Annotated in this window: 23 protein-coding genes; 7 read left to right on the top strand and 16 right to left on the bottom strand. The window is 60.9% G+C overall.

Translation table 11 applies throughout. From position 1 onward, the window contains the following. The first annotated feature begins 355 nt into the window (after nt 1–355). From PQR62_RS09310 to PQR62_RS09285, 6 genes are read left to right on the top strand one after another with little or no spacing between them, the layout of a single operon-like run. Nucleotides 356–1939 (top strand): ABC transporter substrate-binding protein, encoded by a 1584-nt coding sequence (locus tag PQR62_RS09310; protein WP_408157139.1) that lies wholly within the window; start codon nt 356–358, stop codon nt 1937–1939. A gap of 55 nt (nt 1940–1994) precedes the next feature. Next, a complete protein-coding gene (locus PQR62_RS09305) occupies nt 1995–2930 on the top strand; it encodes an ABC transporter permease (RefSeq protein WP_408157138.1) in 936 nt (311 codons plus the stop codon). Between the two features lie 29 nt (nt 2931–2959). Continuing rightward, nucleotides 2960–3871: an ABC transporter permease gene (locus tag PQR62_RS09300; protein WP_408157136.1), complete on the top strand. Its 912-nt coding sequence runs from the start codon at nt 2960–2962 to the stop codon at nt 3869–3871. Between the two features lie 9 nt (nt 3872–3880). Further along, entirely contained in the window at nt 3881–4942 is a 1062-nt protein-coding gene (locus tag PQR62_RS09295; protein ID WP_408157134.1) for an ABC transporter ATP-binding protein, read from the top strand. Beyond that, nucleotides 4939–5934, top strand: coding sequence for an ABC transporter ATP-binding protein (locus PQR62_RS09290; RefSeq protein ID WP_408157132.1), 996 nt, complete (start codon nt 4939–4941; stop codon nt 5932–5934). The genes PQR62_RS09295 and PQR62_RS09290 overlap by 4 nt, the downstream gene beginning before the upstream one ends. A gap of 24 nt (nt 5935–5958) precedes the next feature. After that, nucleotides 5959–7422 carry an amidase gene (locus PQR62_RS09285; protein ID WP_408157130.1) on the top strand — a complete coding sequence of 488 codons (1464 nt, stop codon included), beginning with the start codon at nt 5959–5961 and terminating at the stop codon, nt 7420–7422. A 329-nt stretch (nt 7423–7751) separates the two neighbouring features. Here the strand turns inward: PQR62_RS09285 and PQR62_RS09280 are convergent, their stop codons facing one another. After that, nucleotides 7752–8954: an ammonium transporter gene (locus PQR62_RS09280; protein WP_408157128.1), complete on the bottom strand. Its 1203-nt coding sequence runs from the start codon at nt 8952–8954 to the stop codon at nt 7752–7754. A gap of 358 nt (nt 8955–9312) precedes the next feature. Here PQR62_RS09280 and PQR62_RS09275 point away from each other — a divergent pair, with 358 nt between their 5' ends. Further along, a complete protein-coding gene (locus PQR62_RS09275) occupies nt 9313–10953 on the top strand; it encodes an alkaline phosphatase D family protein (protein ID WP_408157126.1) in 1641 nt (546 codons plus the stop codon). A gap of 84 nt (nt 10954–11037) precedes the next feature. Here the strand turns inward: PQR62_RS09275 and PQR62_RS09270 are convergent, their stop codons facing one another. The 15 genes from PQR62_RS09270 to PQR62_RS09200 all read right to left on the bottom strand — a co-directional run bounded on the left by PQR62_RS09270 (nt 11038) and on the right by PQR62_RS09200 (nt 24379). Next, a complete protein-coding gene (locus PQR62_RS09270; RefSeq protein WP_408157124.1) occupies nt 11038–11679 on the bottom strand; it encodes a hypothetical protein in 642 nt (213 codons plus the stop codon). Nucleotides 11680–11800: 121 nt separating this feature from the next. Continuing rightward, entirely contained in the window at nt 11801–12601 is an 801-nt protein-coding gene (locus PQR62_RS09265; RefSeq protein ID WP_408157122.1) for an IclR family transcriptional regulator, read from the bottom strand. A gap of 107 nt (nt 12602–12708) precedes the next feature. Then, the gene (locus tag PQR62_RS09260; protein WP_408157120.1) at nt 12709–13434 is read right to left on the bottom strand and encodes an SDR family NAD(P)-dependent oxidoreductase; all 726 of its coding nucleotides are present in this window, start codon (nt 13432–13434) and stop codon (nt 12709–12711) included. 123 nt (nt 13435–13557) lie between these two features. Next, nucleotides 13558–14838 (bottom strand): MFS transporter, encoded by a 1281-nt coding sequence (locus PQR62_RS09255; protein WP_408157118.1) that lies wholly within the window; start codon nt 14836–14838, stop codon nt 13558–13560. A gap of 167 nt (nt 14839–15005) precedes the next feature. Continuing rightward, on the bottom strand, nt 15006–15740 hold the full coding sequence (locus PQR62_RS09250; protein WP_408157116.1) for an SDR family NAD(P)-dependent oxidoreductase: 735 nt from the start codon (nt 15738–15740) through the stop codon (nt 15006–15008). A gap of 2 nt (nt 15741–15742) precedes the next feature. Then, the gene (locus PQR62_RS09245; RefSeq protein ID WP_408157114.1) at nt 15743–16270 is read right to left on the bottom strand and encodes a 2,4'-dihydroxyacetophenone dioxygenase family protein; all 528 of its coding nucleotides are present in this window, start codon (nt 16268–16270) and stop codon (nt 15743–15745) included. Between the two features lie 511 nt (nt 16271–16781). Then, a complete protein-coding gene (locus PQR62_RS09240; RefSeq protein WP_408157112.1) occupies nt 16782–17699 on the bottom strand; it encodes an extracellular solute-binding protein in 918 nt (305 codons plus the stop codon). 133 nt (nt 17700–17832) lie between these two features. Continuing rightward, a complete protein-coding gene (locus PQR62_RS09235; protein ID WP_408157111.1) occupies nt 17833–18567 on the bottom strand; it encodes a GntR family transcriptional regulator in 735 nt (244 codons plus the stop codon). A 209-nt stretch (nt 18568–18776) separates the two neighbouring features. Then, a complete protein-coding gene (locus PQR62_RS09230) occupies nt 18777–19556 on the bottom strand; it encodes a class II aldolase/adducin family protein (protein WP_408157875.1) in 780 nt (259 codons plus the stop codon). Between the two features lie 82 nt (nt 19557–19638). After that, nucleotides 19639–20322: a glutathione S-transferase N-terminal domain-containing protein gene (locus PQR62_RS09225; RefSeq protein ID WP_408157109.1), complete on the bottom strand. Its 684-nt coding sequence runs from the start codon at nt 20320–20322 to the stop codon at nt 19639–19641. Next, nucleotides 20322–21023: a DUF1028 domain-containing protein gene (locus tag PQR62_RS09220; RefSeq protein WP_408157107.1), complete on the bottom strand. Its 702-nt coding sequence runs from the start codon at nt 21021–21023 to the stop codon at nt 20322–20324. Before PQR62_RS09220 ends, PQR62_RS09225 begins: the two co-directional genes overlap by 1 nt. Next, a complete protein-coding gene (locus PQR62_RS09215; RefSeq protein WP_408157105.1) occupies nt 21020–21532 on the bottom strand; it encodes a flavin reductase family protein in 513 nt (170 codons plus the stop codon). Before PQR62_RS09215 ends, PQR62_RS09220 begins: the two co-directional genes overlap by 4 nt. A gap of 50 nt (nt 21533–21582) precedes the next feature. Then, nucleotides 21583–22386 carry an ABC transporter permease gene (locus PQR62_RS09210; protein ID WP_408157103.1) on the bottom strand — a complete coding sequence of 268 codons (804 nt, stop codon included), beginning with the start codon at nt 22384–22386 and terminating at the stop codon, nt 21583–21585. Continuing rightward, entirely contained in the window at nt 22386–23267 is an 882-nt protein-coding gene (locus tag PQR62_RS09205) for an ABC transporter permease (RefSeq protein ID WP_408157101.1), read from the bottom strand. The genes PQR62_RS09210 and PQR62_RS09205 overlap by 1 nt, the downstream gene beginning before the upstream one ends. A 2-nt stretch (nt 23268–23269) precedes the next feature. Further along, nucleotides 23270–24379 (bottom strand): ABC transporter ATP-binding protein, encoded by a 1110-nt coding sequence (locus tag PQR62_RS09200; protein WP_408157099.1) that lies wholly within the window; start codon nt 24377–24379, stop codon nt 23270–23272. Between the last annotated feature and the right edge of the window lie 20 nt (nt 24380–24399).

The raw sequence follows: 24399 nt of genomic DNA, 5'->3' as shown, positions 1-24399 counted from the left end.
CATCGTGGCGCTGCTTGTCAGTGCAGATTCAAGGAAACGATAGCAAAAACGTCTGCATCGTGCACCGACATGAGCACTATGTTTCAAAGGCATCGCCAAGAGAGAAAAACAGCAATTGTCATTGTGCGGTAGTTATTGGATAGTAGTAAAAATGCAATAAAAATGTAAGCAGCAAATAAAAAAACAGGCATCGAAGCGTGTTGGGAAAGGCGCTTTGTTGTCGTCTTTAACGAAGGGGAGCGTCTTCGGCATGCGAAACACGGGATCTTCCGCACCAGTTGCGTCAAGACCGTTGTCGCCATGGGCCGAGCTGCGCCGTCTCCGATTCAGTAGCCGATTTTGCCAGGAGCAAAGTATGAATGTTCGCCGTTATGTCGCCATTGCCTGTATGACCTTATCCGGCATCGCCCTCTGTCTGCCGATGGCGGCCCATGCCCAGGCCAAGGTGTTTCGCATCGTTCCGCAGGCCGATCTGAAATTTACCGATCCCATCGTGTCGAGCAACTATGTGACGCGCAACTTTGCCATGCTGGTCTACGACACGTTGTTCGCGCGCGATGCCGGTGGTGTTCCGCGTCCTCAGATGGTCGACAAATTCCGCTATTTTGACGGCGGTAAGCAATGGTCGTTCACCTTGCGGCCAGGCTTGCAGTTCCATGACGGCGCACCAGTAACGGCGGCGGACGTGGTCGCTTCGCTGGAGCGCTGGCAGGCCCAGGACAACTACGGTCGCGCGATGATTGCAGCTGGCGCGCAATGGCGCGCAAATGACAAGACGACGTTTTCCCTGAGCATGAAAGAGCCATTCGGCCAGGTACTGGAAGCACTCTCGAAGAGCACCAGCCTGCCGGCCGTGATCATGCCGGAGCGTCTGATCAAGGCAGCCGGCAACGGCGCGGTGACTGAAGTGATCGGTTCCGGCCCTTATAAATTCAAGCGGGACGAATGGGTGCCCGGCAGCAAAGTGGTGTTCGTACGCAATGCGCAATACGTCGGCCGCAGCGAACCGGTCAGCGCGTTGGCTGGCAATCGCGCCGGCACCATCGACCGGATCGAATGGGTGATTCTGCCGGACTCCAACAGCGCCATGGCGGCTTTGAAGAATAGCGAAGTAGACATGATCGAGCAGATTCCGCCCGACTATATCAATCCGCTGCGCTCCGATACCAGCATCAAAGTGGGCGCTACCGGCGCCTCGCAGGGAGCGTTGGTGTTGAATACGTTGTACCCGCCGTTCAACAATGAGAAGGTGCGCCAGGCATTGCTGCATGCGGTCGACCAGGCCAAGTTCACCACGGCCATGGGTTATCCGGCCGACCTGCGCATGAAGTATTGCCCCACGTTCTTCATCTGCGGCGCGCCCGGCGAGACGGCTGCGGGGGCTGAGCCTTACCATGGCGCCGACCTGGCCAAGGCCAGGCAATTGCTGGCCGAGTCCGGCTACAAGGGCGAGAAGGTGGTGATGATGTTGCCCAGCGATTATCCATCGATCAATGGCTCCGGGCTGGTGGCGATCCAGACCATGAAAGACATCGGCCTGAAAGTGGAAGTGCAGTCGATGGATTGGCCGACGCTGGTGTCGCGTCGCACCAAGAAGGACAAGCCGGAGGCGGGCGGCTGGAGCGCCTACACCACGCTGGTGGCGGCGCAGGCGACAGACTCGCCGTTGAGCAACTTCGTGCTTGGAGCTGCCTGCGGCAACACTCAGCCGGGATGGCCCTGCGATAAAAAACTCGACGAGTTGCGCCTGGAGTGGACGCGCCAGACCGATGCCGCTAAGCGCAAGATCGCTCTCGACAATTTCCAGAAGCAGGCCTACCAGTCGGTGCTGTATTTGCCGCTGGGCCAGTTCTCGGGAGCGTTCGCTGCGCGCAAGACGGTGAAAAACATCGAGCGCCAGGTCGGCGACGTGCCGATGTTGTGGGCGCTGGACAAGTGAGTCCGCCGTCAACGCAATGGATGAATTTGTATCGCAATAGCGAGGAGTACCCGATATGACTTATTTTTTGAAACGCCTGTTATCGATCTTGCCAGTCATGATCGTGGTGGCGCTGATCGTCTTCATGCTGATTCACTTGTCGCCGGGCGATCCGGCGGCGCTGATCGCCGGCGACTCGGCTACGGCTGAGGACATCGCGCGACTGCGCGCGCAGCTGGGGGTAGACAAGCCGTTGTGGGAGCAGTTTGCGTTGTGGAGCGGCAATCTCTTGCATGGCAACCTGGGCAGTTCCATCTTTACCCAGATCCCCGTGAGCAAACTGCTGGGGCAGCGGTTGGAGCCGACCTTGTCGATCGCCCTGCTGACGATGGCGCTCACGCTGCTGTTCGCCGTTCCGCTGGGCACCGTTGCGGCCTATCGCGCCGGCTCCTGGGTAGATCGCCTGATCATGCTGTTTGCCGTACTGGCGTTTTCTGTGCCGGTGTTTCTGGTCGGTTATCTGCTGATTTATGGCCTGGCGATCAAAGCGCAGTGGTTTCCGACTCAGGGTTTCGTCAGTTTGTCGGAGGGGGTGTGGCCCTGGTTGCGCAGCCTGACGCTGCCCTGCATCAACTTGGCGCTGGTGTATATCGCGCTGATCACGCGCATGACCCGTGCTACTGTCATCGAAGTGTTGAGTGAAGACTACATCCGCACGGCACGCGCCAAAGGATTGGGTGTCATGCCGGTGTTGCTGCATGCCTTGCGCAACGCTGCCATTCCCATTGTGACCACGGTGGGCGTGGGTCTGTCGCTGCTGATCGGTGGCGTGGTCGTCACCGAAACGGTGTTCGCCATTCCGGGTGTCGGTCGTCTGGTGGTCGATGCCGTACAGCGTCACGACTATCCCGTCATCCAGAGTGTGCTGTTGTTATCAGCCGGCGTGTATGTGCTGATCAACCTGTTGATTGACCTCAGCTATCGCTTTTTCGATCCGCGCATCCGCTATTGAGCGCGCCGCAGTTTACAAGGAATTTCATCATGTCAGATTCATCTACGGCAGTGGCGAGCCAGGTTGCTGAAATAGCTGCAGAGACGGCCGTCCCAGGCACGTCGGCACCCACGCGCTCACTGCGCTGGTTGCGCAAAAACCCCACGCTGATATTGGGAGCTTTGCTGCTGGTGGCGATGGCGATCATCTCACTGGCTGCACCGTTGATCGCCAGCCAGGATCCGCAGGCCATTGATCCGATCGCGCGTTTGCAGTCCGCTTCGGCAGAGCATCTGTTCGGCACCGACGCATTGGGACGCGACGTCTTCAGCCGCACCATCTGGGGAGGGCGCGTATCGCTGCTGGTGGCTTTGTCGGTGGCGGCGGCGGCAACCGCCATCGGCGTTATCCTGGGTTTGCTGGCCGGCTTCGTACGCAGTGTGGATGCGGTGATCATGCGCATCATGGACGGTCTGATGGCGATTCCCGATATCCTGCTGGCCATTGCGCTCATGGCTGTGACCAAGGCAGGACTGGGCACCATCATCGTCGCCATCACCATCCCGCAGGTGCCGCGTGTGGTGCGCCTGGTGCGTTCACTGTCGCTGATCTTGCGCGAGCAATTGTTTGTCGAGGCGGCGCACGCCATCGGTACGCGCTTGCCGGTGATTTTGTGGCGCCACATCTTGCCCAATATTCTGGCGCCGCTGATCGTACAGGCGACCTTTATCGCGGCATCGGCGGTGCTGGTGGAAGCGGTGCTGTCCTTTCTCGGCGTCGGCGTGTCGCCGGAGATCCCGAGCTGGGGCAACATGATGGCGGAGGGGCGCAACTTCATCGCGGTGGCATTCCACATCATTCTTTACCCAGGCATTTTCCTCGCCGTGACCGTACTGGCCATTAACCTGATGGGCGACGGCTTGCGCGATGCACTAGACCCACGGCTGGCACGCCAGCTATAGGAGCATTACATGACATCCACAGTCCCTTCCTCCGTCCATGCGTCGGCGCATCAGCCGCCCTTACTGGAAATCGATCAGCTCAGCACGCATTTCGACACCATCAGCGGAACAGTGCGCTCGGTCAACGGCGTCTCTTACACCTTGCGTGCCGGCGAAACTCTGGGCGTGGTGGGCGAGTCGGGTTGCGGCAAGAGCGTGACCGCCTTGTCCATCATGCGCTTGATACCGATGCCGCCGGGCCGCTTTGCCGGCGGGGCCATCCGCTACAACGGCGTGGACCTGCTCAAGTTAAGTGAAAAAGAGATGCGCAAGATCCGCGGTAATCGCATCTCGATGGTGTTCCAGGATCCCATGAGTTCGCTTAATCCGGTCATGACCATCGGCGTGCAAATTGCCGAAACCATCATGCTGCACCAGAAGCTGGGCAAGAAGGAAGCGCTGGCACGCGCCACCGATATGCTGCGCCTGGTCCAGATCGCCGAACCGGAGCGCCGCGTCAATGAATATCCCTATCAGCTCTCAGGCGGTATGCGTCAGCGCGTGATGATTGCGCTGGCGCTGGCCTGCAATCCGGAGGTGCTGATCGCCGACGAACCGACCACGGCGCTGGATGTCACGATACAGGCGCAGATCATTGAGTTGCTGAGAGACTTGCAGGCCAAATTGGGTATGGGTGTGATCATGATCACGCATGATCTGGGCGTAGTGGCCGAGACCTGCGACCGCGTCGTGGTGATGTATGCCGGGCGTAAGGTGGAAGAGGCGAGCACGGAGGAACTGTTTGAGCGGCCCGTGCATCCTTACACGCGCGCGTTGATGGCATCGATGCCTGCGATGAATGCGGCGGTGGAAGGACGCCTGCTGGAAATCCCCGGCATAGTGGCTGCCTCGCACGAGCTGGCGCGTGGTTGTGCGTTTGCCGGTCGCTGCAGCTACGCAGTAGAGCGTTGCCGGCAAGAGACCCCGATGCTAATGGAGGCTGGACACGGGCATTCGGTGGCCTGTTTTCGATGGCAGGAAATTGCGCAGCAAGCTGCGCCACAGGACGACCTCATGGGAGCACATTCATGAAACCGGAACGCGAATATTTGCAGGCGCCTTTACTGGACGTTCGCAACCTGAAGAAGCATTACATCACGCCAGGCGGCATGTTCGGTAAGCCGGGGCGAGTGGTGCAAGCGGTCGAAGACGTTTCCTTTTCGTTGGCCAAGGGCGAGACCTTGTCGCTGGTGGGAGAATCAGGCTGCGGCAAAACGACCACCGGCAAATCGGTGTTGCGGCTGATCGAACCGACCGCCGGCTCCGTCACGATGGACGGTGAAGAACTGGTCGGTCTGTCCGCCGAGAAAATGAGACTGCGCCGGCAAGACATGCAAATCATTTTTCAGGACCCATACGCCTCGCTCAACCCGCGCATGCGCGCCGGCGATATCGTGGCCGAACCGATGCGCAATTTCCGCGCCCAAAACAGAGGCGGAAAGGATTCTGAGAACGACAAGCTGGCATGGCTGTTTGCCAAGGTTGGCCTGCGCCCAGACGCGATGAAGAAATATGCCTACGAATTTTCCGGCGGCCAGCGCCAGCGTCTTGGCATTGCACGCGCTTTGTCGCTTAATCCCAAGCTGATTGTGTGCGACGAGCCGGTATCGGCGCTGGACGTGTCGGTGCAGGCGCAGGTGATCAATCTGTTGATGGATCTGCAGCAGGAATTCGGCATCGCCTATCTGTTCGTCGCCCACGACCTGGCAGTGGTGCGCCACATCAGTCATCGCGTTGCCGTGATGTATCTGGGCAAAATCGTGGAGCTGGCCGATCGTGACACCCTGTTCGCGCGACCGCAACATCCGTACACGCAAATCCTGCTGTCGGCAGTGCCGCAGCCCAATCCCAAGGTCAAGGCGACCCGCCAGATCCTGCGCGGCGACCCGCCCAGCCCCGCCAATCCACCGGCAGGGTGTCGTTTCCACACACGCTGTCCGCAGGCGCAGCCTGTGTGCAAAGAGCAGGTTCCGGCATTGACGGTGCGTTCGGATGGCCATTTGGTGGCTTGCCATGTGCAATGACGCGCTGCGGACCGGGTTCTTTGCATGAGCAGCTTTGACGTCACCGAACGTTCGATCGAAGAGTTGCAGTCGGCACAGCAGTGCGGCCTCATCAGCGCGCGCCGCTTGACGCTTGCCTACATGGCGCGTATCCGTGCGCTTGACCAACGGGGGCCATGCATCAATGCTGTCGCCAGGATCAACCCCCACGCACTGCGCCAGGCGGACGCGCTCGACATGGAACGGCGCGGCGGCAGCGTTCGTGGTCTGCTGCACGGCATACCGGTGCTGGTGAAAGATAACTTCGAAACGATCGACATGCCGACCAGCGGTGGCTCTGCCGTGCTGAAGAATTTTCATCCGAAGAATGACGCCTTTCAGATCAGGCGCTTGCGCGAAGCCGGTGCCGTCATTCTCGGAAAAACGACCATGCATGAATTGGCCGTAGGTGTCACGAACGCTTCGTCGCTATCGGGTTACACGCGCAATCCGTATGTACTGGGCCGTGTCCCCGGAGGCTCCAGCGGTGGCACCGGTGCCGCCATTGCCGCCAGTTTTGCTGCCGCAGGAATGGGTACCGACACCGCCGGCTCGATCCGTATTCCAGCTGCAAATCAAAGTCTGATTGGCCTGCGTGTGAGTGCTGGCTTGTCTAGCCGAAGCGGCATCATTCCTCTTTCATCGACTCAGGATGTAGCGGGGCCCATGGCGCGCTGTGTAACGGATTTGGCGATCATGCTGGATGCGACGGTAGGTACCGATCCGGAGGATAGTAGTACGCTGCATGCTGCTCAACATATACCTTTGAGCTATCGCAACGGTTTGCGCACAGATGCAATTCAGGGCATCACGATTGGCGTGTTGAATAACTTGTTTGGTACGGAGGTAGAGGACAGTGAGGTTGCGCTGCTGATCAGACGAATGCTCAGGGTCTTTGCAAACCATGGTGCCGAGTTGCAGGAAATGCACCTGCCCGGATTGGAAGCCATGGTGCAGGAGAGTAATGTCATTCGCCATGAATTCAAGTTCGACTTTACCGCTTATCTGCGGCGTCATCCGCAGGCCCCTGTGCAGTCTCTGGATCAGTTGATACAGCAAAATATGCATCATGCCGAAGTCGATGAAGTTTTGAAGGACCGCAATAGGCCCCTGAGGCAGCACAACGCTGAATACAAATCGGCACTAGCCGCACGTAAGCGTCTCCGCAGTTTGTTGCAGGATGAGATGTGCCGCAACGGTATCGATGTTTTTGCTTATCCAGTCATGCGGAGAAAGGCTGTGCTCATCGGAAATCCGCAGACAGGAGTCAATGCGCAATTGAGCTCAGGGACCGGATTGCCTGCGATTTCAATCCCTGGTGGTTACACGGAAGACGGCGTGCCGATCGGCATCGAGTTTTTGGGGAAAAGTTTCACCGAGCAGCAATTACTGAATCTGGCTTACAGCTGGGAAAAAATTATGCCAATTCGAAGGAGGCCTGCTTATTTTCCCTACGTGCTACCGCTTTAAGTATGTTGACCTGATAGAGATTTTTGGTCTTTTGAATTGGCGCTTACGATAGTGCCGCTCTATCGTTAAACATTTTGGCGAGCGTATTTACCATCTACTGGGCCACCAATCTCGTCAGCAGATGTCTGTTTCTGGCCGATAGCAGACCTTGGGAAGTATGATCATTGATGTTTCAAAGCAAAAAGCCACCTGTTGAGGTGGCTTTTTGCTTTTTTGGCGTTTGTCTAATGAGCAACCTATTGGTATGGTATCAAACCATTTTTACAGACTTTGCGATTCCATACAGACTTTATTCTCCGAATACAGATTTTATTGTTAATTATCATCAATCACCAGCTAGTCTCACGCTCCGCCGTCGCCGAGATTTTATGAATCGACAAATCGGCGCCTTCGTATTCCTGTTCCGGGTCGAGGCGGATGCCTATGCATTTCTTCAGCGCGCCGTAGACGATCCAGCCGCCGCCGAGGGCGATGGCGATGCCCAGCAGGCTGCCGCACAGTTGCGACATCAGCGAGACGCCGCCTATGCCGCCCAGCGCCCGCTGGCCGAAGATGCCGGCGGCCAGGCCGCCCCATAATCCGCACAGGCCGTGCAGCGGCCACACGCCGAGCACGTCGTCAATCTTCCATTTGTTTTGCGTACGCGTGAACATCCAGACGAAGATGGCGCCGGCGACGCCGCCTGTGATCAGGGCTCCCAGCGGATGCATCAGGTCGGAGCCGGCGCAGACTGCGACGAGTCCGGCCAGCGGGCCGTTGTAGACGAAGCCTGGATCGTTGCGGCCGAGGATCAGGGCCACCAGCGTGCCGCCGGCCATCGCCATGAGCGAATTCATCGCCACCAGGCCGTTCATTTTGTCCAGCGTCTGTGCACTCATGACGTTGAAGCCGAACCAGCCCACCGTGAGTATCCAGGCGCCCAGCGCGAGGAAGGGAATGTTCGAGGGCGGATGCGCGGCGACCGCGCCTTCCTTGCTGTAGCGGCCGCGGCGTGCGCCGAGCAGCAGCACCGCGGGCAAGGCAATCCAGCCGCCCACCGCATGCACGACGATGGAGCCGGCGAAGTCATGGAATTCGGCGCCGAACATGTTCTTGAGCCAGGCCTGCACGCCCAGATGCTGGTTCCAGGCAATGCCTTCGAAGAAGGGGTAGACCAGCCCGACCAGCACGGCGGTGGCAATCAGCTGTGGATGGAATTTGGAACGCTCGGCAATGCCGCCCGAAATGATGGCCGGAATGGCTGCTGCAAATGTGAGCAGGAAGAAGAATTTGACCAGCTCGAAACCGCTGCGTGCGGCCAGGGTTTCGGCGCCGGCGAAGAAGCTGACGCCATAGGCGACGTAGTAGCCGACGAAGAAGTAGGCGATGGTTGAGACCGCGAAATCGACCAGAATCTTGACCAGCGCATTGACCTGATTCTTCTTGCGCACTGTCCCCAGTTCGAGAAACGCAAAGCCCGCATGCATCGCCAGAATCATGATGGCGCCGAGCAGGACGAATAAGGCATCCGCTCCGTTTTTATGATCGTCCACTACAAAATCTCCCAATAATTGTGCAAGAAATGCGCTGAGGCTTGCTCTTAAAGCAAAAAACATTCCATTTTGGTGCTTTATGTTTAGGTGATTGATTATTAAGTATAAATTGACTCTGTTGGCTTTGAGAAATGGGCGGGATGCACGTGAATCGGGCATTGGTCTGAATATTTTGGTGCGAAGTATTTCGGCAGGGAAATCAGCGTGCGGAATGCTCTGCCATCGCAGAAACGGTGCCTGATGACTGGCTGGGGGCGTTCATGCCGCGGTCATATTGCATTGTTAAATTGCAATATTTCATCGCGCCCCGTGTCGTTTGGCCGAGCGCGTCATTTCAACCGCCAGCCAAGGAGTCGCCATGCCTGACCATGAACATCCCCTCGATCGCCGCCGCCGTTTGTTTCTGCGCGATGCAGTACTGGGCAGCGGCGCGCTGCTGGCATCCGCTCAGACAATGCGAGCGCATGCGCAAAATAGCCCGGCGGCACCGGCTGTGATCACCTCGGAACGCCTGCGCCCGCAACTGCCGGGCGGCATCATGAGCGGCGACGTCACGCGCGACCGCGCCATCATCTGGAGTCGCAGCGACCGCAATGCGCGCATGCTGATCGAATATGCCAGCGACGAGAGTTTTCGCGACGCACGCCGCATCGAGGGCTCGATTGCACTGGCGCGCAGCGATTACACCGCACGTGTTGAATTGCGCGATCTGCCGCCGGGGCGGATTCACTATCGCGTGCGTTTTCAGGATCTGACGCATAGCTCCGCCATCAGCGAGGCGCTACAGGGCAGTCTGGTGATTCCCGATGTGGCTGATATGGGGGCGGGCAAGCCGCCGCGCGATATCACCTTCGCGTTTTCCGGTGACGAGGCCGGGCAGGGCTGGGGCATCAATCGTGAGTGGGGCGGCTATCGCGTGTATGAGGCAATGCGTCGCTTCAAGCCGGATTTCTTCATTCATTCGGGCGACCAGATTTACGCCGACGGTCCGATTCAGGCCGAGGTCAAACTGGACGACGGCAGCCTGTGGCGCAATGTGGTGACCGAAGCCAAATCGAAAGTGGCGCAGACGCTGGACGACTATCGCGGCAACTTCGCCTACAACCAGCTCGATGAAAGCAAGCGCCGCTTCTGCGCCGAGGTACCGTTTCTGGTGCAGTGGGACGACCATGAGGTGCGCAACAACTGGTATCCGGGCCAGGTCATCGGCGCGGCCGAGAAGCGCTATCAGGAGCGCGAGCTGAATGTGCTGACGGCGCGCGCACGGCAGGCCATGTTTGAATACAACCCCTTCCGCATCGACAGCAGCGATCCGCATCGCATTTATCGCGCCTTCAATCACGGGCCGCTGCTGGAAACCTTCATGCTCGACGAGCGCAGCTATCGTGGCGCCAATTCGCCCAATCGGCAGACCGGCGGCGCGGATGCCGCCTTTCTCGGCAGCGAGCAGATGCGCTGGCTCAAGCAGTCGCTGCTGCGTTCACGCGCGACCTGGAAGCTGATTGCCAGCGACATGCCGATTTCCATCGTGGTGCCCGATCTGAATCCGGATGTACCGCAGGGCACTTTCGAAGCGTGGGCCAATGCCGACCACGGCAAGCCTTCGGGCCGGGAACTGGAGGTGGCCGAGCTACTGCGCTTCATCAAGCGCAATCGCATCAGGAATGTGGTGTGGGTCACGGCCGATGTACATTACGCGTCGGCCACGCACTATTCGCCGGAGCGCGCGCAGTTCAACGACTTCGATCCGTTCTGGGAATTCGTCGGTGGCCCGCTCAATGCAGGCACTTTCGGCCCCGGTGAAATCGATCGTACTTTCGGGCCGGATGTACGCTTCGTCAGCATCCCGGCCGACATGAAACAGAACCGCCCGCCGACCGATAACTATCAGTTCTTCGGCATCGGCAAGATCGACGCCAAGAGCAAGGCCTTGACCATGTCGCTGCACGATGTCGACGGCAAGGAATTGTTCAAGGTCGAGTTGCCGCCGGCGGCCTGAGGCCGAATCAATTCGTTATCGGCGATCCGTTTGATCACCCGCCGCAGCGAACTCACATGAGTTCGCTGCGTTTTCATTGCCGGCTCAGAAGGAAGAGTCGCTACTGAAACTGCCACTGCCGCCGCCGGAATTCATGCCGCTGCCACCCATGCCGGAACTGCCGCCCATGCCGCCGCGGTTCATGCCTCCCATTCCGCCCATGCCTCCGCCTTTTTCACGGCCACCGCTGCCGCCACGACCACCGCCACTGCCTTCACTGGCGCGTTGCATGCGATCGAGAATGTAATCCTGCGCGATCTTGCGCTGATGATCGTCGAGCGCATCGCCCATGGTCAGCCAGATCTCGCGCAGTTGTCTGCCTTCCTGTTCGGCGGCGACGCCGTCTTCATCGTAGCCGCGTGTCAGTTCGCGGAAGTCACCGTCCGGCCTGTGCAGCACGGCGTCGGTCTCGGCTTGCAGGCGCTCGCGCCGCGTCTGGCGCTGACGCAGGATGGCGCGGGTTTTCTGGTCGGTCTGCTTCCACAGGATCTGTTGATTCGGCGTCAGCTTCAGATCGCTGCGCAGTTGCTCGCTCATCGGCAGGATGTCGCTGGCCAGCAGGTCGACCAGCGGCGCCGCGCTGACCGGCGCCATCCACAGTGCGCCGCACAGCAGAGCGCCGCCGGCGGCCGCATGGGCGATGCGCCGCCATTGATTCAGTCGTGGGGAAAAAGCAGGGCCCGGCATCGTCGTTGCTCCATCAAGGCAAAGCCGGAATTTAAGCAGCTTTGCGCGCGCAAGACGGCGGGAAACGCAATTGGTAACACTTTATTGACGCTTGCCGGGGGGGGGCGGCAAGCCAGGCTGATCAGCCCGGGCCGGCCAGCTTGCGCGCGATGCCGGCGCAGGTTTCCAGCAGCGGCTGGATATAGCTGGCCTGCACATCCTGCTGCTTGCGGAACAGCGGAATACTGATGCTGATGCAGGCCACCGGCGCTCCATCAGGGCCGGGAATGGGCGCGCCCAGGCAAAAAATCTGGGCCTCGTTTTCTTCGCGGTCTTCGGCGAAACCGCGTTGCCGGGTTTGTGCGATTTCTTCGCGCAGCGTGGCGATGTCGGTGATGGTGTGTTCAGTGAATTTCTGCATGGTAATCGCGCGCATCAGGCGTTCGCTGTCCTCGCTGCCGAGCGCCGACAGGTACGCCTTGCCGACCGAGCTTGAATACAGCGTCACGCGGGTGCCGATGCGCGAGGTCATGCGCACCGCCTGCGGGCTCTCCAGCTTTTCGATGTAGACCATGCCGGTGTCGCTGGGCACCGCCAGATGCACCGTCTCACGCGTGATGTCGCGCAGCGCGCGCAGCGCATCAATGGCGGTGGTACGGATATCGCTGCGGTCCCAGGCCTTGCTGGCCAGATTGATGAGGCGCGGGCCGACTTCAAAATTGCGGGTGCGCGGATTTTCCACCACCATGCCTTCGGCCATCAGCGCGCCCAGAATGCGATACACGGTCGGGCGCGGATAGCCGCTCAGCGCCGCCAGCTGAGAAATGCTGAGCGAGGAGCCGGTCTGGTCGGCGATCAGCTGCAGCACGGCGACGAACTTGGAGAACGCAGCCGTGCCGGCGATCTTGGTCGAGTCTTCCGGGCTGTGAGCGGGAGTGGTCATAAGCGTGCCTGGCAGGTGTTGATGCATGGAGATGGCTGCAGCGGGAGCGCCAGATTATAGCGGAGCACGGTCGGCGACGGCACTCCGCTGATGTCTGCCTGATGTACTCAGGAAATCAGATAGCCGCCATCCACCGGCACGATGGTACCGGTCATGAAAGAGGCGGCGGGCGTGCACAGGAAGGCGGTGACATTGCCGACATCTTCCGGCGTGCCCCAGCGGTTCAGCGGCGTGCGTTGCAGAATCGGGCCGGCACGTTGCGGATCATCCTGCAGCGCCTGCGTCAGCGGCGTGGCGATCCAGCCCGGCGCTACGGCATTGACGCGGATGCCGTCGGCCGCGTAGGCAATCGCCAGCGACTTGGTCAGTTGCGCGATGCCGCCCTTGCTGGCGCTATAGCCCGGCACCAGACCGCCGCCGAAGAAGCTCAGCATGGACGCCGTGTTGACGATGCAGCCTTTGCTTTCCTTGAGCAGCGAACGCGCCGCTGCGCACACGCGCATGGTGCCGTTCAGATTGACGGCGATGACTTGTTCGAAGGCGTCGATTTCGAGTTCGGCGCCGCGCTTGATGATGCCGGCGCAGTTGATCACGATGTCGAGCTGTTGGATATCGGCCAGCAATTGCTTGACGCTTTCGTCCGAGGTCACGTTCAGCGACGCCAGCGTGATGCCGGTGTCCTTGAATTCTTCGGTGGCGAACGGCGGCAGGCCGGCGGCGATCACCTGTGCGCCCAGGCTGGCCAGCTTGCGCGCGATGGCGCCGCCTATGCCCTGTGTGCCGCCGGTGACCAGTGCGGTCTTGCCCTTGAAGATATCGGTCGAAAACGTCATGTCGGTTCCTTGCTGTAATGAATGCGGTGCTGCAGTTTGAAAAAAGCCGGAGCGCAGCTGCATGCGCATGCAGCTGCGGCCATGTGGCGGGCAAGGTCGCCACGCCACCAGAGTGCTTGAAATTTATGCGTGCGCGTCGATCGGTTTGTCGACCACGAACATGTACACCAGCGCTGCCGCGAAGGCCACGCCCGCGCTGATCAGTAGCGCGTTGATGAAGGAGTGGGTCTGATCGACCACCACGCCCGTGATCACCGGCGCCAGCGAACCGCCGAGGTAGCCGCCGAAGTTTTGCATGCTGCCCAGCGATGCCACCAGACGCCGTGGAATCGCCACGCTGACCAGGGCCCAGGCGCCGCCCGAAGCCATGTTCACGAACGCCATCGCCAGCGAAATATAGACGATCGCCATGGTGGTGCTCGGCGTATAGGCGGCAGGAATGGTGAAGGCGCCGGCGCCGATCAGGCCGGCGCAGATCGGCCACTTGCGGCTGCGAATCGGCGCCATGCCGCGTTTCATCAGACCGTCGGCGATATAGCCCGAGGACAGCATGCCGAGCGTGCCGAAGATGTAAGGAATCACCACCACCCAGCCGGTGCGCGCGATGCTCAGGTGACGTTCATGTTCCAGATAGGCAGGCAGCCAGGTCAGATACAGCCACACCATGTAGATCACACCCATGAAGCCGAACAGCATGCCCCAGGTAGTGCGGTATTTGAACAGGCTCTTCCACTCGGCGAAAGTCAGTTTGGCGTTGGCGTTCGGATCGTTATCGCTGCCGTCGGCCAGGTACAGGATTTCGGACGGGGTCAGTTCGACTTCATTGCGGTTGCGATAGAAGATGTACCAGCCCACCGACACCGCAATCCCGAGTATGCCCATGATTACGAACATCATGCGCCAGCCGAAGGACAGCATCAGGATGGTCAGGATCGGCGGCGCCAGCGCCGGGCCGATGGTGGACGAGGCGACGAAGATGCCGGTCGGGCCGCCGCGCTCACGCACCGCGAACCACTCGCTGACGACCTTGGCGCCGGCCGGAAACTGCGGCGCTTCGCCCAGACCCAGGAACACGCGGGCCACCAGAAACTGCTGCAGATTGCCGATGAAGCCGCCGGCCAGTTGTGCGACCGACCAGACGAACATGCCGGCGCCCAGCATGATGCGTGCACCGAATTTATCCAGCATGGCGCCGATCGGCAATTGCGAAAATGCATAGGCCAGCGAGAAGGCCGACAACAGCAGACCCATTTGCGACGCGGACAGGCCGAGCTCCTGGCTGACCGAATGATTGGCGATGGACAGCGTACTGCGGTCGAGATAGTTGACGATGCCCGCCAGCATCAGAAACGTGAGTGCAACAAGTTGTATGCGTTTGAGCTTGGGGCTCTTTTGAACTTCCATGTAAGTCTCCAGAATAGAAAGGCGTTGGCGCGGCTTTCAGTTACATCAGCCGAAATATTTTTTTGGACTGCCTGCGTCGTCTGCGCGGTGCTTGAAACAGTCGTTTTTTAGTTTTGACGCGTTGCTACGGTATTGCCGTACTGCAGGGTGCAGCGGTAAAACGAAAATCAATAGGTGGCGCGACCTCCGGACAGATCGAACACGGCGCCGGTGTTGAAGGTGCATGAGCCTGAGCACAGCCAGGCCACCATTTCCGATACTTCATCGACGGTGCCGAGACGGCCCATCGGACTCTTGTTGATCATGTTCTGCACGTGCGCCTGATCCATCTGTTGCAGCAGCGCGGTCTTGACCGCTGCCGGCGCCAGCGCATTGACCAGCACCCCGGCGTTGGCCAGTTCCTTCCCCAGCGACTTGGTCAGCGCCAGCACGCCGGCCTTCGACGCGCTATAGGCCGAAGCGTTGGGCGTGCCTTCCTTGCCTGCCAGCGAAGCGATATTGACGATGCGCCCCTGACCGGCGGCGCGCATGGCCGGCACCACGCTGCGGCAGGCGTGGAAAACGCCCAGCAGATTGACGCTGACGATGCGATGCCATTCGGCCACGTCGTATTCGTCCAGCGGCACGGTCGAGCCGGCATAGCCGGCGTTGTTGATCAGGAAGTCGATGCGGCCGCTGCGCGCCAGCAATCGCTGAGCGGCAGCATCGGTCGAGGCCGGGTCGCTGACGTCCACGGTGTCCTGCGTGAAGCGTGATTCAGGATTGGGTTTGAGATCCCAGCACACCACTTGCGCGCCGCCCTTGGCCAGCCGCTCGCTGATGGCGGCGCCAATGCCGCCGGTGCCGCCCGTGACCACCGCCACACAGCCTGTGAAGTCGTAATCGGCGTTTGCGTAGGCCATGCTTATCTCACGAACTGGTTGACGAAGTCGCTGCCCAGGCCGACGCTTTCATAGTGCTTGCGGCACATTTCCAGCTTGGTGTAGACGTCTTCGTAGCCTTCGAACTTGCCCCATGGGTCGCAGTAGAACATCACGCCGGTGATGTGGAAGTAGGTGATCATTTCTTCCACGTCTTCCGGCACGAACAGGGTATGTGTTTCGCCCGGCGGTTCGAACACGTAGCTGCCTTGTTCGGCGATCCAGTTGTGTTCCAGATAGTGCCATTTACCCTTGAGCACCATGCCATGCACCGGCGCCGGATGGCGATGGCGGCTCAGCACGCCGGACTTGCGCACGCGCAGCAGATTGGTCCAGTAGCCCTGCGACACATTCAGGCACAGCGGCCGGAACCAGACGTTCTCGGCCTGTGGCACCCAGACGCGTTCGTCGTCGGGAATGGCCGGATTTACCACGATTTCCAGTGGCGCTTCCTTGGGATTGGGGAATTGATACGGCATCAGCTTGGATGCGGCGGGTGTTTGCTCGGTCATGAATGCTCCTCGATTGATCTGTCTGCCTGGCTTTTGTTGTTCACTATATGGACATATAGTCTGTATTGTGGTCACTTTGCGCGTTTGGCGAAAAGATGTCAAGAGAGGCGGCAGCGAGGCGATGGAGACTGAATACGAGTTATATTTTTCGATCTGTGCGTGGAAATTCAGCCGTTCGGCATAGGAAAAATCAGGCCGGGAGCGCAAACGTCCGGTACCTCAAAGTATGCGAGCTCAATGAATTTTCACGGCAGCGCTCAAGCAATTGGCCTGCTGGAATAACTACTTGTGATTGGTAAGACCACTGGATTGTATCCTGCGCAGTGTTTTATTGCCGGTCGTGAAGAGTTCGCCAATGGCGGTAGTGCTGAGGCTGCTGCATGAGCCAGGCGCCGAGCCGGCTCTTGCAATCATTGCGGTGCGGGTGCGCTTCAAGCGCACCCGCAGGCCTGAAAAGGAAACGGCCTGCTTTCCCGTCAGGAACGCAGGCCGGTGTCATGCGGGGAAGGGATTATTTGACGATGTCGCGGTTAAAACGCTCGGTCCACGCGGCGATGTTCTTGTTGATGAACTCTTCGCTGGGAATGAACGCATCCTCTGCTTTCGGCAGCATCGGCGCCAGGTAGTCGGACGGCTTGGCGTTCTTGTTGACCGGGCTCATGTTGAGGTTGCGCGCCAGGGTTTCATTGGCTTCACGCTCCAGCAGAAAGTTGATGTACTGGGCGGCCAGATCTTCCTTGCCGGAACGAACGATGGTGGCCACATCAAAGTTCATGATGGCCGGCTTGGGGCTCACCACGGCAACCGGACGTCCGGCGTCAGCCATGCGCTTGGCCTGCGAGGGCGGTCCCACCAGCACCGAGACCTCTCCCTGCGCCAGCGCCTGACGCGCCTGGGTATCGGTGCCGTAGAACATCACCACGTTGGGCTTGAGCTTGCCCAGCATCTCGAAGCCCTTGTCGGCGTCGGTGGCGCTGCCGCCTGCGCTCATCGACGCAATCATCAGCGCCCGGCCCTGGTAGATGCCCATCGCGGGGATCGCCAGCTTGCCGGCGAAGCGTGGCTGCCACAGGTCGGACCAGGCCTTGATCGGCTCCGGCACGAGGTCGGTGCGATAGATGATGGACACCGGATATCCATAGATGCCGACGTATCTGTCGGTGGCCGTGCCCTTGGCCAGTTCGCCCAGATTATTCATTTTGGCAGCCGGCAGCGGCGCGAACAGCGCATCGTCGGTGACTGCGCGCTCGGCTACCGACGCGGTGGTGAACCAGACGTCAATGGTAGGCTTGGCCTTCATGGTCTGCAGCTTGACCAGCCCTTCGCCGGAACTTCCCTGCGTCACCAGATTGACCTTGATGCCGGTCTTCTTGGTGAAGTCGGCGCTGGACTGTTGCAGCGAGGTCTGCCAGGTGGAGCCCCACATCATGACGCTGATGGATTTTTCTTGCGCACTGGCGGGCAGGGAGGCAAGGAGGCCGAAAGAAGCGGCCGCGAGAGCGGAGCAGAGGAAGCGGACGTTTGGAGTTTTCATGGCGATTGGTGGTGGCTGGGTGGAGAAACTAGGATCGGCGACGCTTGCCTGGTTTTTGCAGGCGCGCCTTGCTGTGTTCGAGATGATTGCGGGCCAGACGCTCGGCTCGCTTGCCGTCGTGGGCACGTAGCGCTGCGACGATTTCCTGGTGGTGCTTGAGAGCGGTCTGGGTGTCGCGCTGGGTGTAGCGCATCAGCTTGACCTCATCGATGAAGAATTCGCGAAAGCCTTCGACCATCTGGATCAGACGTTGCGAGCGCGAAGCCTGCAGGATCAGCGTATGAAACCGGTCGTTGAGCACGGCTCGCTCCGCCAGCGCATCCAGCGGCAGCGCCATGCTTTCTTCCAGTACCTGATCCAGGGCCTGAAGTTCGGCCTCCGTGATGCGCTCGGCGGCCAGCCGGGCCGCGCTGCCTTCGAGCGCTTCGCGGATGGCAAAGATGTCGCCCTGTTCTTCGGCGGTATCGACGACTTCCACGCCGCCGTAGGTCATGGGCGTGACCAGCAGGTCGCTCACCAGCCGCGAGATTGCTTCGCGCACCGGCGTGCGGCTGACCTGCAGACGCGCCGCCACGTCCAGTTCCACCAGCCGCGTCCGCGCCGGGATCTCGCCGCTGAGGATGGCAGTGCGCAGGCGCCGGTAGATCTGGTCGGCCATGCGCGCGACCGGCACACCTTTGGGCACGAACCAGGGTGTATTGGCGTCGACCATGGATGCCAGATCGGTGGCCGGGGCGGATGGTGTTGGTTGCTCGTTATTCATGACTTGTCTCGCTTTGTTGTCGTAGAGTCCGATAAAACGTGGATCTTAATCTCGGGTGTGGAAAACCTGTTTTAGCAGAATCCATGCCAGCATTCATTGCTGCATGCAGTGAAGGGCAAAAAAACAGCCCTGACTGGGGAGACCCCCGAATCCTCTTCCACCGCCGGCGCCAGGCCGGCGGCCGGCTCTACGATCATGAGTTGCGGGTATCAGTCGCTGAAATGGGTAGCTTCAGGCGGCGACAGGCGACGCACCAAAGCGCTCCACTCCAGGCTGATGGAAGAGTTCGACGGATCGGCATGGTGCTTTTCCACGCTGCGCTCGTATTGACGTGCGGTGTGTTCGCGTACCGCCTCGGGGACTTCGGTGACCGGCAGACCGGTTGAGGAAATCGCTATCTGCGCCTGGCAAGCGATATCCAGATTGCGCATCAGGATGAAGGCATCCGCCACGGTGTTGCCGAGGGTGAGCATGCCGTGATTGCGCAGCACCAGCACACGCGAGGTCGGACCGAGGTCGGCGATCAGGCTTTCGCGTTCAGCGGTATCCAGCGCGATGCCTTCGTAGTCGTGATAAGCCACCCGGTTGTGAAACTGGAAGGACCACTGATTGGTCGGCAGCACGCCGCAGGCCAGCGACGACACCGCAACCCCCGCAACGGTATGCAGATGCACCACGCAGCCGGCATCATGGCGCGCCATGTGCACCGCGCTGTGCACCACGAAACCGGCGGTATTCACCGCATGTCTGGTCGGCGCCAGAATGCGGCCTTCGGTGTCGATCTTTACCAGCGAGGAGGCGGTCACGTCGCGGAACAGCACGCCGTGCGGGTTGATCAGGAACTGGTCATGCGTGCCCGGCACGCGCGCCGAGATGTGGGTCCAGATGCTGTCTTCCATGCCCAGCAGCGCAACCAGACGATAGGCCGCCGCCAGGTCCTGGCGTACCTGACGTTCTTCGGGCGAGCTCGATGCGAATAAGGATGCAATATCCTCGGCGGAGGCGGCCGGGGCTTGAATGGCGTTGGCGAGATCGCTCACGGTGATTTCCTTGTAGACGGGTTGATTGGACTCAGACGCGCGGGCCGCGAGGGGCTTGCACGGGAGTGGATGGATTTGTGGCGGCCGGCGAGGCCGGCGGCGTTGGCAATAGCGGCACGGTCTGCAAGAAGGCCGGCCGCTCGAATACCGGCGCCATGATTGTTGCGAGCGCGGGGCAGCGTGCCCGCCAGTTCAGTTCGGCAAAGCGCAGATCCAGATAGCTGAGCGCGCAGCCGGCGGCGATGATGCCGAGGTCGTAGCGTCCGCTCCAGCCTGCGGCCTCGCTCTCAAGCACGTCAAGCGCGGCTCTTATCTTGGCGGTCTGCGCATCGATCCAGCCAGCCCAGCGTTGAGTTTCCGGGCGTGGTCCGATTTCATAACGCACCAGCAGCGCTGCATCCAGCAGTCCATCGGCCAGCGCCTGATCGCGCAGGATGCGCCAGCGCGTATCACCGCTCTCCGGCAACAGCGAATTACCGGGCAACAGGCTGCACAGGTAATCGGCGATGACGCGCGAATCGAACAGCGAAAGACCGCTATCGGTGATCAGCACCGGCACCTTGCCGAGCGGATTGTGGCGCGTGATGCGTTCGTCGCGTTGCAATGGATTGGCTGCGCTGGGCAGTCGCTCGATACCTTCGTGCAGACCGAGTTCATGGATCAGCACCGTGATCTTGCGCACGAAGGGGGACGATGTGGAATAGAGCAGTTTCATCATTGATCCTGAATGGTTGACGCCGGGGCTGACTTCGCCGGCGCGGGCGCCAGCACATAATTCTGCGGCGCAGAGGCGCGGCTGACATATCCGTCCTGCAGCGGCTCGTATAAATGCCATAGCGCCCGCAGCGCGGTCAGCGGCTGATTCTGTCCATCGATGCGCAGATCAACCACCGGCCAGTTCAGCGTATGCGCGACCTGTACGCCGGCCGAGCGCAGTTCGCGTTCCTCGCCGCCTTCAGCCAGGCCGCGTTCCAGCGCGCGCAGCAGACGTTCGGCCAGCGGCAATTCAGCGGTCGCAGTGAAGGTCTCCACCATGGCTTGCGGGATTGCATCATTGGCCAGCATGTTGCCGGCAGCGGCGCAGTCTTGTCCGAGTGAGAAGCCATGAGTCGGCAGCGCCTGCGCACCGGTGAAATGAGCTGTGCGACCCTGCGCATCGAGCACCAGCAACTGGCGATGGCCGGACTGCGGATCGGCGCGCACCAGCATCTCCAGCACCGTGCTCGCCGGCCTGCCGTGCGCCAGCAGATCCAGACCGAGCGGGCCAAGGCCCGGATCGGTGAGATTCTGCGTGGCGATCACGCCGGTGCCGGCGCGCGTCCAGGCGCAGCGGCTGGCGACGCATAAGCTGGAGGAGGTGACGGCCATGCCCAGCATGCCGGTGCGGGCGCAACGCCCGACGATGGAAAAAGTCATGCGAAAGCCTCTGCGTGGGCCGGCACTGGTGCGCCGATGCTGTGGTAGCCGCGGTTTACATACAACAGGCCCGGGCCCGGTGTGACCAGTGTGTTCCGGACTTCACCGACCAGCATCGCATGCGTGGCATGAGAAATGTCGCGTGCCAGCGCGCAGTCCAGCGTGGCCAGTGCAGCTTGCAGGACCGGCGCGCCGGTGACGGCGCTCGTCCATTCTGCGCAGGCGAAGCGCTCGTCGCGCCAGCGGGCGACGCGGCCGGCGAAGCTGTCGGCCACGTGGCTCTGTTCGGCGCCCAGCAGGTTGACGCAGAAACAGCCATTGCGGCGGATGATATTGAGCACCGGGCTCATCTCGTGAATGCACACCAGGATGGACGGCGGATCGGCCGACAGCGAGCACACGGCGCTGACGGTCACGCCGGCGCGGCCGGCCGCGCCGTCAGTGGTGACCACCGCCACCGGCGCAGTGGTGTGGCGCATGGCCTCGAGGAAAAGCGTTCTGGCATCCATGGCGGCATCCTTGGAAATGAGGTCGGGAGCGTGAGTAGCAGGGGGCGGATTCATTCGATGCGGAACATGCGGTTGAGTCCTACCAGTCGTCCGGCCAGCAACACCAGAGCAGTCGACAGCGCGATCAGCACCACCGCCATGGCGGCCACGGTGGGATCGTCGAAGTCGCGGATATAGCTGTAGCCCTCGACCGGCAGCGTGCTCACATCGGCAGTGGAGAGGAAGACCGAGATCGAAAAATTATCGATGGCTTCGACGAATACGAAGGTGCCTCCGGCCAGCAGACCCGGGCGCAACTGCGGCAGCACGATGCGCCAGAACACCGGCCAGTCGCCGGCGCCCAGATTGCGTGCCACGTCTTCCAGTTCGGGCCGCAGACCATGCATGTTGGCCACCAGCGTACGTACCGCGAAGGGCAGACTGAAGCAGGTCATCGCGATCACCAGGCCGGTAAAGCCGGGGCCGATGCCGATGTTGCTCAGATAGATCAGGAAGGCGATGCCGGTCACCACGCCGGGGATCAGCAGTGGCGACATCAGCAAGGCGTTGATCAGCTCGCGGCCGCGGAACTCGCAGCGCACCAGCGCATAGGCGGTGGGCACGGCGATGGCCAGACTCAGCGGCGTGACGATGGCACCCATGGTCATGCTGGTTTTCGCCGCAGCCATGAAGCGGTCGTTGGCAAAGAAGTTGGCAAACCACCTGGTCGACAGGCCGCTCATCGGCCAGCTGAAATAACTGCTGTCGTTGAAGGCGTAAATCACGATGAACATCACCGGCGCCAGCAGGAAGAAGGCCGTGGCCAGCGTCAGCGCCAGCACCGTCGGCGAATAAAGTTTGTAGTTGCCGTGCATCAGGCGCTCCTTTTCATGCCGGGGGTGAGCGCTTTCTGCGCGGCGGAAAAGGCCCAGACGAAGAACAGCGCAACGGCCAGGAAGATGGTTGCGGTCGCCGCTGCGAACGGGAAATCGTAAGACGCAAAGATGTATTCGTAAATCGCATTGGCCACCATGCGCACGCGTCCGCCACCCAGCACCAGCGGAAACAGGAATGAGCTCAGCGCCATCGCGAAAGTCAGCGAGCTGGCGGCAATGATGCCGGGCACCGCCAGCGGCAGCGTGACATGCAGGAAGGCGCGCCAGCGCGTGGCGCCCAGATTGATGGCCGATTCCTCCAGTGAGCGCGGCACGTTCTTGAGCGGTCCCATCATGGTGAGCACGAAGAACGGCAGCACGAAGTGCAGCAGCGCGATGAACACGCCGGTCTCGTTGTAGACCAGTTGCAGCGGTTTGGCGATGACGCCGAGTTGCAGCAGCAGTGCGTTGATCAGTCCCTTGTTGCCCAGAATGATGAGCCAGGCATAGGCACGGGTGACCGATCCCGAGAGGAAGGTCACCGCCATGGCGCCCAGCAGCAGGCCGCGCAAGGCGCCTGATTCGGTGCGGACGATGACATAGGCCACCGGATAGCCCAGCACCAGCGAGGCAAGGGTGAGCTCTGCCGACAGCCACAGCGTCTTGCCCAGCACCGCCAGATCGGACGCCGAGCTGAAGTAGCGTGCGTAGTTGGCGAGGCTGGGGGCGCCTCCATAAGTGGCCTGGCCCGGCACCTGATGCAGCAGACTGGTGTACAGGAAGGTGGCGTAGGCGCTGAAGAAGAATGCCATCACCACGAAGGCGGGCGTGAAGTTCCAGGGCGAGGCCCGATGTTGCAGAGCGTCCTTGTCGGTAGCCATGGTCATGCCTCCAGCAGTACGCAGTCGCGCGCCGCAGCGGTCAGCACCACCTGCTGGCCGGGTTCGAAGAGCGTGTCGTCCTGACGGCGCGGGCGTTCGACCATCACCTTGCCCACGCCCGGCACCGCGACTTCGTAACTCACGCCGTGGCCCAGGTTGACGCAGAACGCCACCTGACCCGGCATGCGCAAGCTGTCGTGCGCAGGGTCGCCATGCATATCCGGCCTGCCGATTGCCAGTGCCCCGGGCCGCACCGCGACGGCCGCGTTCTGCCCGGCCGCACGTGTAGCGGCGAGATTGATCGTGCCGGCGCCCGGCAGTGTGATTTCCACGCGCTCGCCGGCGGCGGATTGCACCTTGCCTTTGAACACATTGGCGCTCCCGATGAAGGTGGCGACAAATTCGGAGCGCGGGCGATCGTAGATTTCCAGCGGCCGGCCGAACTGTTCGAGCCGGCCATCCTTCATCACCGCCACGTAATCGGAGATGGTCATGGCTTCAGCCTGATCGTGGGTAACGCATACCGTGGTCACGCCGACGGCCTTCTGCAGCTTGCGCAGCTCGACCTGCATTTCTTCGCGCAGGCTCTTGTCCAGCGCACCAAAGGGCTCGTCGAGCAGCAGGATCTTGGGATCGGTGACCAGTGCGCGCGCCAGCGCCGCGCGTTGCTGCTGGCCGCCGCTGAGCTGTGCCGGATAGCGGTCGGCGAGATGCGCCAGGCGCACCATTTCCAGTGCCTGCATGGCGCGTTCGCGGGCGGCGGCAGTTTTCACCTTGCGCATCTTCAATCCGAACATGACGTTCTCGACTATGCGCATGTGCGGAAACAAGGCATAGCTCTGGAACACCATGGCGGTTTCGCGCTGGAAGGGCGGCACCGCAGCGACGTCCTTGTCTCCGATTTTCACCTGACCGCCGGTGGCGCTGGCAAAGCCGGCGATGATGCGCAGCAGTGTGGACTTGCCGCAACCGCTGGGGCCCAGCAGGGTCAGCAATGCGCCCGGCGGCACTGACAGGGAAATGTCGTCGAGCGCGGTGAAGGCTCCGTAGTGCTTGCGCACCTGATCAACGACCAGGGCGACGCCTGCCGGCGTGTGGAGAGGTTCTGTCATGAGAGTGCTCGTCAATTGAT

Origin of the sequence: Herbaspirillum lusitanum (genome assembly GCF_046025995.1) — a bacterium.
Classification (GTDB): Bacteria; Pseudomonadota; Gammaproteobacteria; order Burkholderiales; family Burkholderiaceae_D; genus Herbaspirillum; species Herbaspirillum lusitanum_A.
This window is presented reverse-complemented; position numbering and strand designations above follow the sequence as displayed.